This window comes from Agrobacterium bohemicum, from assembly GCF_002896715.1.
Lineage (GTDB): Bacteria > Pseudomonadota > Alphaproteobacteria > Rhizobiales > Rhizobiaceae > Agrobacterium > Agrobacterium bohemicum.
Genome location: NZ_PGEL01000022.1, coordinates 284402 through 297546 on the forward strand (window position 1 = coordinate 284402; position 13145 = coordinate 297546).

7 protein-coding genes and 1 tRNA gene are annotated in these 13145 nt (G+C 53.6%); all 8 read left to right on the forward strand.

The window, feature by feature from the left end:
* The first annotated feature begins 162 nt into the window (after window positions 1-162).
* Window positions 163-239: transfer RNA gene (locus tag CUC55_RS08970), tRNA-Arg, on the forward strand.
* Window positions 240-2138: 1899 nt separating this feature from the next.
* Window positions 2139-2681: a recombinase family protein gene (locus CUC55_RS08985; RefSeq protein ID WP_067648986.1), complete on the forward strand. Its 543-nt coding sequence runs from the start codon at window positions 2139-2141 to the stop codon at window positions 2679-2681.
* Window positions 2682-2934: 253 nt separating this feature from the next.
* A complete protein-coding gene (locus CUC55_RS08990; protein WP_425352802.1) occupies window positions 2935-6003 on the forward strand; it encodes a P-loop NTPase in 3069 nt (1022 codons plus the stop codon).
* 365 nt (window positions 6004-6368) lie between these two features.
* Window positions 6369-7700, forward strand: a complete 1332-nt coding sequence (locus CUC55_RS08995) for an alpha/beta hydrolase (RefSeq protein WP_067648992.1) — start codon at window positions 6369-6371, stop codon at window positions 7698-7700.
* A 71-nt stretch (window positions 7701-7771) separates the two neighbouring features.
* Window positions 7772-8809 carry a 4-hydroxyproline epimerase gene (locus CUC55_RS09000; RefSeq protein ID WP_067648995.1) on the forward strand — a complete coding sequence of 346 codons (1038 nt, stop codon included), beginning with the start codon at window positions 7772-7774 and terminating at the stop codon, window positions 8807-8809.
* A 96-nt stretch (window positions 8810-8905) separates the two neighbouring features.
* Window positions 8906-9943: a dihydroorotase gene (gene pyrC / locus CUC55_RS09005; protein WP_067648997.1), complete on the forward strand. Its 1038-nt coding sequence runs from the start codon at window positions 8906-8908 to the stop codon at window positions 9941-9943.
* A gap of 70 nt (window positions 9944-10013) precedes the next feature.
* Window positions 10014-10712, forward strand: coding sequence for an orotate phosphoribosyltransferase (locus CUC55_RS09010; protein WP_103087605.1), 699 nt, complete (start codon window positions 10014-10016; stop codon window positions 10710-10712).
* Between the two features lie 95 nt (window positions 10713-10807).
* Window positions 10808-11734, forward strand: a complete 927-nt coding sequence (locus CUC55_RS09015) for a carbohydrate kinase family protein (RefSeq protein ID WP_103087606.1) — start codon at window positions 10808-10810, stop codon at window positions 11732-11734.
* Window positions 11735-13145 lie beyond the last annotated feature (1411 nt).

Below are 13145 nucleotides of genomic sequence, written 5' to 3' on the forward strand. Positions count from 1 at the left end.
TTAAATATGCGCCTCTGTTTTGACCGGGTCNAAAAACGAGTTAATTCAACGGCCTGGAAAATTCATTGCAGGAAAATGACAATTTCTCAGCGAAATCGCTTGCATTCAAACTGAGGACGTTTTAGAGGATCGCCACGCCAACGGAACATGTTTCTGCGGCACGCACCCGTAGCTCAGCTGGATAGAGCACCAGACTACGAATCTGGGGGTCAGGAGTTCGAATCTCTTCGGGTGCGCCATTCCATCTCTTTGATGGACAACAATAATCTGANTTTGCTGATTAGTTTCCTGCTGCTTTTGATACACAAAGGTAGCACACATGGTCCTTTCTATGCCCTCCCCATATAAACATCCTGCGACCGGCGTTTATTGGTATCGGCAGCGCGTACCTGCCCGACTCAAATCACTCGCGAAGGGGAAGGCGGTCACGGTCACCATTGACGGATATGTTTCCTGCCCGACCATTGGGGACGATATCAAGGTATCGCTCAGGACCAAGCTACCAGCAGACGCGAAGAGGTTGGCCCCGGAGGTGCAAGCGGAGTTTGACCGCGTTTGGTTGAGCTTCGAAAAAGGCCCGGTGACCCTTACACTGCGGCAAATCGTTGGCCTAGCCGGTGAAATGTACCATACCATCCGCAAGGCCCTCGAAGACGACCCGAAGGAAGCAGGAGAGTGGGCCGAGCGCCGCCGCCAGTGGGAGACTAACGACCGTGCGTTACAGCGGTCAGAGCGCTATGGGTTGATGATCAAACCTCTGCCAGACCTCCGCAGCCGATTGGGTTCGTGGGTTGACGGTGCGCTTGCCCAACATCATCTCTCGGTCACTCAGGACACCTACGAGCGCCTCCTACAAGAATTCGACCGTGCGGCCTCGGACATTGCGAACCTTTTGGAAAAACGTGCCAAAGGCGATTTCAGCCCTGATACAACGGGCTCTCGGTTTCCTACGTTCGACATGGGCGATGCTCAATCTAAGGTCGATGAAAGCGGAAAGACCAAAATCACCGGCCTCCTTTCCACATGGTCGGGACGTCTGAAGCAACCAAAGCCGCAGACGGTGACCCGCTACACCGGCATCATAACGCAGCTTGTGACTTATCTCGGTCACGATGACGCTGACCGCTTGACTGATGCGGATATCGTTAGATGGCACAGTGAGCTTATCGAAGCGGGTACGGTTTCGCATGACACATTCATNAAAGCGTACAGGGCTGCGATTAGCACCGTCTATGCCTATGGGATGACCGCGCAGGGCGGGAAACTTGTGGCACATAACCCGGCTGCAAAGCTCTTGCTAGAAGGTCCTCGGAAAAAGCAGAGCCGCCCCAAGAGCTTTTATGTTGAGGAAGCCCATAGCATCCTACGTTGTGCGCTCGATGCGTTGACCGCAGAGAACAGCTATTCCGAAATCAATCGTTCGGCCATGCGCTGGGTGCCTTGGATAGCGCCTGAAAAAGCGCGGCGGTCGATTACCACCCACCATAGATCACGTCATCTGTCGTGCGCTCCCAACACCATCAATCAGGAAATCCAAATGTCCGCCGAAGCCACCATGACCATTCTTAACATCCTCACGGCTGTCATCAATGATGCCCACGAGAAAGTCATCAGACGCACTCAGGAAGAGACGCTGCATGCCATATGGAACTGCTGATTGAGAGACGGAAGCCAACCGAGCGAGCGCATGGGCTGCAAACCCTGAGCAGGCGTATAGAGGTGTTGAGGGAGTTTCGGGCTAATATGCCCATACAGATGGTCTCTGTCTTTCTGGCAGTGGCCATGAAGCCGGGTGTTCGCCAATGCGATCTTGCAGAGATTACCGGCCTTAGTCAGTCTTCCGTGTCGCGAAACATTCACGCTCTCGGTAAGTTTGATCGACATGGGAAGCCGGGGCTGGACCTTATACAGCAGCGGAGTGGTATAGCAGGCTCTAAGTCGCCTGAGATACGTCTCACCAAGGCTGGCAAGGAATTGGCTCAACGGCTCATACTGCCTAGATAATGGCTGTGTCCCATAAGGTATACCCACATCGGACGATCTAAACGAATTGAATTATGTCCGATATGGATTGACTTTCAAATTATGAGACACTATTTCGATTTAATCTTAGACCTTATCGGACAAAAAGGTGTCTCATGAAAATCGGCTATGCTCGCGTATCCTCCACCGGCCAGAACGAAACCGCTCAGGTGGATATCTTGACCCGCCACGGTGTCGAAGAGGTATTCATCGATAAAGCCAGCGGGACCACTCGCGAAGGCCGCACAAAGCTTGCTGAGGCCATCCGGTTCGCACGTAAGGGCGATGCCATAGTTGTGACTCGTCTAGACCGCCTAGCGCGTTCTGTGCCTGATCTACACGCGATCTCTCAGGAGCTACAGGCAAAGGGCGTGGACCTTATCGCCACGGAGCAAAACATCGACACCACGACACCCACTGGACGCCTCATGTTCAACATGCTGGGTGCCATTGCCGAGTTCGAGACTGACCTCAGGAAAGAGCGGCAACTTGAGGGTATCGCGAAGGCGAAAGAGGAGGGTCGATATAAGGGCCGTCCGGTGACCGTTGACGGTGACAAAATAAGGGCCGCGTTAGCCGATGGCCGCAAGCCGGTGGAGGTTGCGAAAAGCTTTGGAGTAGCTCGATCTACTGTCTACCGATTTGCAACTAATAAATAGGGATGAAAGTCAAGTCCGTGTACTTNGGGGGACGTCTGCNTTTTTTAGACCCACTGAATAAAACTCTTGATCGATATCTTTTTGGCTGGCTGAGCTTGTGGTTGAATGACCGCCTACGCTGATTCGATGATGCTAATAAATAATAAGCGAAATCAGAGTCATAAGTTATTAGATTATGGGGCGGGGGAACATGACAAAAACTATTCCAGACGAATTGATTTCTGCGGTTAGGGAGGGACGAGCCGCTTTGTTCATGGGTTCTGGAGCTTCAAGAGGGGCTACAGGCTTCGAAAGTGGGAACGTTCCTGATGGCCAAGGCCTTGCGGACATCCTAGCTGAGCGTCNTTTGCCGCCACAGTATAAGGGTTTGAACCTCNAAAGAGTGTATGACCTCTGCTGTAATCAGAGAGACGTCCGTACCGTACNAAAGATACTCTTTGACCTATTTGACCCATTGCAGCCAGCAGAGTTTCATCGACTGATTGCCACGTTTCCTTGGGCGGGACTTCTTGGCACGAATTACGATCAGGTGATCGAGAAGGCATACGAACAGGAACCCAAAGCCATCAAGCGGGTAGAAGTTAATACCAAGGACGGAGACGGCGCGACGGACCGTGTGGGCACAGACGGAATTCTTTATGTCAAGTTACACGGATGTATCAGTAGGCATTCCGAAACGAAACCACCTATGATAGCAAGTACCGAACAGTATATTCGTTACAATGATGGCAGGTTAGGACAATTCGGTACTTTCCTTGAGTGGGCGAAATCAAAAACTATAATATTTGCCGGGTACAGTTTCGACGATAGCAACTTACGTGGCCTCCTTGAGGATATAATCGCAGAAGGCGATAATCGTCCTAGGCACTACATAGTTAACAAGGGCGTCCTTGAACTCGAGGCCGACTATTGGAGGGAGCGGAGAGTCATCGCAATCGACTCCACCTTCGAGAATCTTCTCAAAACTCTAGATGTCAGTATTCCTTATGAACTAAGAAAATTGGGAACTTTAACAGAATCCTCCGGAACGAGCTTTCGCCGCTTCGTCACAGACCCTGTCAAGCGAGAAAGTGAATCTCTCCAGCGATACCTTAGCACTTTGATCGAACATGTTCCGCCCGAATTAGATGCTCCGAGTGTTGACCCTAAGAGTTTCTACAGTGGTTTCGATCTAGGTTGGGGGCCAATTGCTGCGGACCTTGATGTCCAGCTACCTTTGGTCGACCAAATCTTAAAAGCCGAAATCATTTCTTCTGTAAAGCGATCTTCACAGCCAATTGTATTAATCAAGGGACATGCTGGGTCAGGGAAGACCGTGGCCCTGAGACGCATATGCTTCGAGGCTACCNAAAGAGAAGGAAAAGTCTGCNTTTTTGTAGGCAGAAGACATCTGATCGATGTCGAGCGCTTTGACGAAATTTTTACGCTGACTAATCTGCCAGTTTTCCTGTTTGTCGACAGCATAAGCAGCCATCGCTTGNAAATAGTAGAACTCGTAGCACGGGCGAACCGGCTGAAAGCTCACTTAGTAATAGTAGCTACAGAAACGTTCAGCATGTGGAATAGTCATTGTGAAGAACTGGAACCACTTGTTCAGTCGGCCTATGAAATGACTTACCTCTCCCAAAAGGCGATAAGCTTACTTATAAATAAACTCGAACAACACAACTCCCTAGGCAATTTGATCAATCTTCCTGAGGACAAAAGGGCCCATGAACTTGAACACAAATTTGGTAGGCAGATACTTGTTGCTCTTCTTGAAGCTACCCATGGCGCGCCTCTGCAAGAGATTCTTGTCCAGGAGTATCACGGCATAGCGTCTCCACAAAGTAGGCTTTTATACTTAGACATTTGCTCGCTTCATAGGTTCGGAACCCCCGTACGCGCCGGATTAATTTCGAGAATACACGATATTGACTTCGAAGATTTTGCCGGAAAGTTTCTTAAACCTTTAGAACAGATAGTAATACTTCGAGAAGACAAGCGATCGGGTGATTACGTTTACGAAGCACGGCACTCGCATATCGCAGACGAGGTTTATCATGGAATCCTAAAGACAGAGGACAGTCGCTTCGATAATTTCATCAGAGTGGTTGGTAAATTGAATCCAAATTTCTCATACGACTTGGAGGTACTTGCNAAAATAATAAGAGCAGATGCATTGGAGAACACGCTTCNAAACCCTGCAAAAATTCGGCAAATCTACGATGTAGCGGAAACGTCCGTAGGTCGCAGAGCGGTAATCCTACACCAAAGGGGCCTGTTCGAAATGCATCAGGCGGGTCACATTGGTCAGTTTACCGTAGCAGAAGATCTTCTGCTCGAAGCGGAAGCGAAAGAACCATATAACAAGTCAATCAAGCACACCCTCGCTGAGTTAGACTTGCGCCGCTCTCGAATGGCCGCTGAACCCGCAGAAAGACTAGCGTGGCGTAAGAGTGCAGAGGACCAAGCATCCAAGCTCTTAGGTAAGGGGTCAAGTCCGTACCCACACCACACACTCTTAAAGGCTGCAATCGATGCCGTGCAGGATGCCCTCGTCTTGCTAGAGAAAGAGCAAAGCGAGGCCGCTACCATACATCTCGGAGATGCCATCGCTCAAGCAGAAGCGGTGTTGAAAAAAGGACTGCAGAATTTTCCCAACGAAGCCATGCTTCTTGCGGAAGAAGGAACTCTGTCGAAAATTTTGTCTCAAGCATCGCGAGCGGAAAAGGCTTTCGACAACGCCTTTAAAGCAAATCCCCGAAGCACTCTAATTGCGAAAAGATTGAGCAGAATCAAACGCGCCAAAGAGGCGTACAGCGAGGCGGCTGACATTCTCCGCGAGTGTTTAGGCTACAACCCGGGGAGTCTCGACCTTCACTACGATTACGCCCTTACGCTAATGGAGGAATCTCCCGATGCTCCAACGGTCTCCTCGGACACCCTGTTATTTCATCTTCGACGTTCATTCACGCCGGGAGATCGTAATCGACAAGCTCAGTTTTGGTATGCCCGTCAACTTTCTATTTCCGGTAGCTACCCAGAAGCGAAGGTGTTGTTCGATAGCCTTTCGCAATCTCACGCTTCCTATAGTGAAAAAACTTCTGTTAGAGGGGTCTTGCGAGATCGAGAAGGAGCAAGGGAGTATTTCACAGGTTCGATTGTTACGCTCGGTGAAGATTATGGCTTCGTAAGTTGTGAGCGGTTTGGTTTCAACGCATTCTTCTCANTTTCAGACGTGCCACCGGATGAGGTCGATTTTCTCGCCGTAGGAATGACGTTGAGATTTTGCCTTGGGTTCACACTTAGGGGGCCTGTTGCCTGCAATATTGCGGGTTGAGCTTTTTCAATTCAAGTCTGGAGGACGGTGTTGCTGCATCGTCTTTTCCTATTTACGATGCCATTGACGATACTACACATCGTTGATACACAGAACTGACGTGGCGGGAAGCAAAAGCTATCTTTTCTCGGGTTATTGCCGTTCCTAAAGGGAGTTCGAATCTCTTCGGGTGCGCCATTTTTTCTTCCTAAAATTTCATTCNTTTATGCCATGACGACATGGCGTTTTAACGTCGGTCAGCATGGCACGTTCGACACAGTTGTGTGAAAAGCGTCGGTCACCAGGGTCGTCATCGCTGGCTTCCCCGTGTTGCTTCTGCGATAAGCGGATCAATGGCGCAATGATGTGCGCGGGGAGAGTAAGCAATGGCCTTCAGGCTTGTGGCGATGTTGACGATGATCGCCTTTCTTGCAGGTTGCGGCGGGCGTCCCATTGGGGTGATGACGCCGACCGGGCAGAGGGTACAGGGCACGTCTGCCGTAAACCTTCTGGTTGCCACCACCCGTGCGCCATCTGATGACAAGGCCATCTTGTTCGGGGGCGAGCGTGGTACGGGGCTGAAGGTCGATGCGATATCCGTTTCCATTCCGCCTGAGGTCAACCGAAAGGTTGGTCAGGTGCAGTGGCCGAAGAAGCTGCCGGCCGATCCGTTGAAGAGCTTCACCACTGTTTCCGTCGAGCCACTGACCAATGATGCCGACAGCCGCAGCTGGATCAAGCGTAACAGCCTGAAAAACAAGCGTGTGCTGGTTTTCGTGCATGGCTTCAACAACCGCTATGAGGAATCGGTATACCGCTTTGCGCAGATCGTCCATGATTCCGGGTCCGATGTTTTGCCGGTGGTGTTCACCTGGCCATCGCGCGCCAGCGTGTTCGACTATAATTACGACAAGGAAAGCACCAATTATTCCCGCGACGCGCTGGAAGAAATGCTGACGCGGCTGGCCAAGGACAATGCCGTCAATGACGTGACGATCATGGCGCATTCCATGGGCACCTGGCTTGCGGTCGAAGCGCTGCGCCAGATGGCGATACGGCACGGGCGCGTTTATCCCAAGATCAACAATGTCATTCTGGCCGCACCGGATCTCGATGTCGATGTGTTTGCGCGCCAATATGCAAGCCTTGGCAAGGAAAAACCAAAATTCACGCTGTTCGTCTCGCAGGATGACAGAGCGCTCAGCCTCTCCAGACGCATTTCCGGAAATGTCGACCGCCTCGGCCAGATCGACCCCAGCGCGGAACCCTATAGAAGCCAGCTGGAAAGCGCGGGCATCACTGTTCTCGACCTCACCAAGCTGAAATCCGGCGATAGTCTCAACCATGGCAAGTTTGCCGAAAGCCCGGAGGTTGTGCGTCTTATCGGCGGGCGGTTGATCGACGGTCAGACGGTGACGGATTCCGATGTCGGTCTGGGTGAGGCTATCGGTGCCGTCGGCATTGGTGCCGCACAAACCGTGGGCACGGCGGCCAGCGTCGTCGTCAGCGCGCCGATTGCGGTTTTCGATCCACGCACGCGGGAGAATTACGGTCGTCAGGTCGAGCGTCTTGGCCGTTCCGTGGGCAACACGGTTGGTTCCGTGGGTGACACGGCGACGAGCGTCGTTGATCCGCAGGCGTTGAACAACGGTGCCCGGCGGTCCAGCGATTGTAACCTGTCTGTCAATCGTGGAAATTCCGAATGCCGCGGTCGCTGAACCCATAATATACAAACAGTATTTTATGGGTTATGACCTGCATATCCTAATCTTTCACCGGAGTGGTCCCCATGCGCTTCAAACGTACCCTTCAGCTTCTCGATGTTCATTGCGAAGGTGAAATCGGGCGTGTCGCCACGGGTGGTGTACCNAAAATTCCGGGCAATACGGTGGCTGAACAGCTTCACTGGCTGAACACCGATCCAAAAGGCGAGGAACTTCGCCGCTTTCTGACGCTGGAGCCTCGCGGCGCGCCCATCGGCTCCGTCAACCTGCTGCTGCCGCCCAGGCACCCGGATGCGGACGCCGCTTTCGTCATTCTCCAGCCGGATCAGGCGCATGCCAGTTCCGGCTCAAATTCTATCTGCGCCACCACCGCGCTGCTGGAAAGCGGCATGGTGGAAATGAAGGAGCCCGAAACCATCGTCATGCTGGAAACCGCAGCTGGCCTGGTAAAAGCTACCGCCACCTGCCGCGATGGCCGCTGTGAGAAAGTGAAACTCACGATGGTGCCCTCCTTCGTCCATGCGCTGGACGTCGAACTCGATACCCCGGACTGGGGTCGTATCCACATGGACATCGCCTATGGTGGCATTTTTTATGCGCTTGTTGATGTCGGCCAGATCGGGCTCACCATCGACAAGGCCAATGCGGCAAAGCTGGTGGCGGCGGGCATGGTGCTGAAGGATATCGTCAATCGCGATATCCCCGTGGCCCATCCTGAAATCCCCGCCATCTCGGGCGTCGCCTATGTGATGTTCCGAGACACGGAGGCCGATGGCACCATTCGCACCTGTACCACCATGTGGCCGGGCCGGGCGGATCGCTCGCCCTGCGGCACGGGCAATTCTGCCAATCTGGCCACGCTGCATGCGCGCGGCAAGGTAAAAATCGGCGATACCTACACATCGCGCTCCATCATCGGCACGCAGTTCGAAGTGGGCCTTTCGGCGGTCACAGAGGCTGCCGGTAAAGCCGCAGTCATACCCACCATCACAGGGCGCGGCTTTACCTTCGGCATGCACCAGGTCTGGCTTGACCCTGACGATCCACTGGCGGACGGNTTTGCCATGACCGATGTCTGGGGTCCGCAGGCGGGTGCGATTTAACAACCGTTTTTGCGCCGAAAAAGTCGCTTAGGGCGCTGTCTTCTCGCGTNAAATGGTGTTAAACGGGCGCAATTCCAGCAAGCCCGAGGTTTCACGATGAAGTCGATCACCCTTCGCCGCCCTGATGACTGGCACCTGCATCTGCGCGATGGCGCGATGCTGGAAGGCGTGATTGGCGATACCAGCCGCCATTTTGCCCGCGCCATCATCATGCCGAACCTCGTTCCTCCGGTGGTGACGACGGCAGATGCGATTGCCTATAGGGATCGCATCGTGAAGGCCATTCCAGCGGGTGATCGCTTCCAGCCGCTCATGACGCTGTACCTGACTGAACACACAAGCCCCGACGATGTCGAAGAAGGAAAAACCAGCGGCCTTATCACCGCCGTCAAGCTCTACCCCGCCGGTGCCACTACGAACTCCCATGGCGGCGTGCGGGACATGGACAAGGCCATGCCGGTGTTGGAGCGCATGGCGAAGATTGGCCTGCCCCTCTGCGTTCACGGCGAAGTCACGACACCGGAAGTCGATGTTTTCGACCGCGAAAAAGTCTTCATCGACACGGTTCTGGACCCGCTGCGCCAACGTCTGCCTGAGTTGAAGATCACGATGGAGCATGTGACGACGCAGGACGGTGTCGATTACATCAAGGCATCCAAGTCCAACCTCGCTGGCTCCATCACCACGCACCACCTCATCATCAACCGCAACGCCATTCTGGTGGGCGGCATCAAGCCGCATTATTACTGCCTGCCGGTGGCAAAGCGCGAAGAACATCGTCTGGCTCTGCGCGCCGCCGCCACCTCCGGCGACGAGCGTTTCTTCCTGGGTACCGATTCCGCCCCCCATGTGGACCCGCTGAAGGAATGTGCCTGCGGTTGCGCGGGCGTCTACACCTCCATCAACACCATGAGCTGCCTTGCGCACGTGTTCGAGCAGGACAACGCACTTGACAGGCTGGAAGCCTTCACCTCGCTCAATGGCCCGGCGTGGTATGGCTTCGCACCCAACGAAGACACGATCACTCTGGTCAAGCGCGATGAGCCGGTGAGCTTCCCCGCCAAGATCGACACTGGCGCAGGCCCGGTCACGGTGTTCGACCCGATGTTCCCGCTGCATTGGGACGTTGCCTGAATTTTTCAATCCCTGCCGGTTTATCCGGCAGTTTTTCTATGTGCTTTATGACGATAAAGGAAAACGCCTGATGTCCCAGTTTACATTCACGGATCGCGCCTTGGTGGCAGAACTTGTCGCGAAGATGCTGTGGGAGATCAAGGCGGTTCATTTCAATTCCGAGAGCCCCTACACATTCGCATCGGGCATGAAGAGCCCAGTCTATATCGACATGCGCAAGCTGATTTCCTACCCGCGCATCCGCTCCGCTGTGATGGATTTTGCTGCCGCCAAGATCGTTGCCGATGCTGGCTTCGAGAAGTTCGACTGCGTGGCTGGTGGTGAGACGGCGGGCATTCCCTTTGCGGCATTTCTCGCGGAACGCTTGGGCTTGCCGATGATCTATTGCCGCAAAAAGCCCAAGGGGCATGGCCGCAATGCGCAGATCGAAGGCCATATGCCGGAAGGTGCGCGCGTGCTGGTCATCGAGGATCTGACGACCGCTGGCGGCTCCATGTTTACCTTTATCGATGCCATCAGGGCCGCTGGCGGCATTGTCGATCATGGCATCGCGCTGTTCTATTACGGCATTTTCCCGGAGGCGGAAGCACGCTTTGCCAATGGGAACGTGAAGCTGCATTACCTCAGCACATGGCGCAATGTTCTGGCTGTTGCCCGTACTGAGAAACTGTTCGATGACAAGACCCTGTCGGAAGTCGAGGCCTTCCTCGACAATCCGCTGCCATGGTCTGCCGCCCAGGGCNGGGTCAGCGAATTGCCGCAATCCTGATCTTCTTTTATGTCAAAGTTTCGATTGGAAGACGTCTGGCCAATTCAGGCGAAGTTGTTTAAATCGATTTAGNTTTTGATACGGAGGAGGACCGGATGATCCTGTGTTGTGGTGAAGCCCTGATAGATATGCTGCCGCGTGAAACCACGAAAGGCGAGCCGGGTTTTGCGCCCTATGCAGGCGGGGCGGTCTTCAACACGGCCATCGCGCTNGGGCGTCTGGGCGTGCCATCCGCCTTCTTCTCCGGCATTGCCGATGACATGATGGGTGAAATCCTCAAGGACACGCTGAAGGCCAGCAATGTCGATTACAGCCTCTGCGCCTTCTCGCACCGCCCCTCGACCATCGCGTTCGTGAAACTGGTGGACGGCCACGCGACCTATGCCTTCTATGATGAAGGCACGGCCCTGCGCATGCTGTCAGAGAGCGATCTGCCCAACATCGGCGCCGATTGCGAAGCCATGCATTTCGGCGCCATCAGCCTCATCCCCGAACCCTGCGGCAGCACTTACGAAGCGCTTCTGATGCGCGAACATGAAAAACGCGTCATCTCGCTCGACCCCAACATCCGCCCCGGTTTCATCAAGGACAAGCAGAAACACCTCGAACGTATCAACCGCATGGCCGCCAAATCGGATATCGTCAAATTCTCGGATGAAGATCTGGCCTGGTTCGGTCTGGAAGGCGACGAAGACACCCTCGCCCGCCACTGGCTGCACCACGGCGCCAAACTCGTCGTCGTCACCCGCGGCGCACANGGCGCCGTCGGCTACACCTCCAGCCTGCGCGTGGAAGTGCCAAGCGAACGGGTCGAGGTGGTCGATACCGTCGGCGCAGGCGACACCTTCGACGCCGGCATCCTCGCCTCACTGAAACTCCAGGGCCTGCTGACCAAGCCGCAGGTTGCAGCACTGACGGAAGAGCAGATTGCCAANGCGCTCGCGCTCGGGGCGAAGGCTGCGGCTGTGACAGTTTCACGCGCCGGGGCGAACCCGCCTTGGGCGGAGGAGATTGGGCTGTGAATATCTGATATAATCAGNTTTTTTGCGAACTTAGACTGCTACCTAAGCGACCCTGCCTCTAATTTCGGTCATTGTTATCTGCCGGAATTGGCCGCAGGGGTGCCCGATAGTTCTTCAAAGCGTTTCGGTGCAATGTAGACCGTGATTGTCGCCTCCGCGAAGGGCGCTAGCTGTATGATCGCAGCGACATCGAAGCTCAACATTTGCGGTGCATGGCCCAGCGGGGTCGATATGCCTGTAGGGTGGACCAGAAGAAACTTGTCGCCGACCTTTATGCCAAGTTTATCAGCTACATACTTACCAATAACGGCGTGATGGCTGGTAGAAAATTCGACTGGCTTCAGGTTCGTCCAGACGTTGAGCTTGGAAAAGTCTCCAACTTCTATGCCTTGAACGAGCACGCCAGTCGAGTGATTATTGGCAGTCGCCAAAGCTTCGGTGGATGGGCCGACCAATTGGCTAAAGGCTGCACCTTGTTCGNAAAAAATGAATGCGATTGAAACTAAGTTAGCCCAAAAACCAATCCTGAAAGTCGCTTTCAACATACCAAGGCGCCCTTTAGGTTAACGAACAATCCCACTCAGATAAATATCCTCTCCACGTCGCTCTTCGCTGAACACGAAATCGTCCTTCCTGAGAAACGTATCAAACCAATTCACAAGCTGTTCAGCGGTCAGGGTGTTGCGGTAGGCGGTGAGCTTTACTGTAAGAGGTGCTGTGAAAGCGAGAGCAAAGCTGGTGCCGAATTGAGTTTCACCCAGAACTTGTGCTGAAAACGTCCCGCCTCCATCGTGGCGCAACGAGATTTCGGCCTTTTGGAAAAACTCGTCGCTATAGGTCGTGATTAGGCCCGGGGCCTCCCACCAATCCTCATCCNTTAATCTGTTCGGAGTACCTTCACCCTGAAAATTCACGTGTATCGTTTCAAGGCTTCGGTAGTCGCGATTTTGAAAATGTTTAACTGGAATATCTAACCACTGGGTATCTAGGCAGGGATTGAGCCACTGAGCAACATCATCTTCAGGATCGTTATTGGGGTCAAAGAAAAATTTCGGGGACAATATCCTCAGATCTAGGTTAACGAAATCGTCAAGGATTTTTCCGGGGAAGGATCCGCTCGAGGCTCGCAGGGCGATGACGGGCTTTTGCGCCGGAAGGTCAAGCGAATAGCCTTTATAAACAAACTTAAAATGCCCCATAAAACCTCTCAACTGTTCGACGGGCGCGGCCACCTGACTTACCTAATAGTTGTATTTTTGATGAATCATATTCAACAAGTCAATCATGAGATGTTTTGTGCCAAGCACATCACAGAGCTACGAGTATTCTGAAATTGAACCGCGCCGGGTTTGCCGGAGGCCATTTCGTTTAAGTTATGCGGCCATGGCTGGTTCGTCCAGCATGGCGTAGT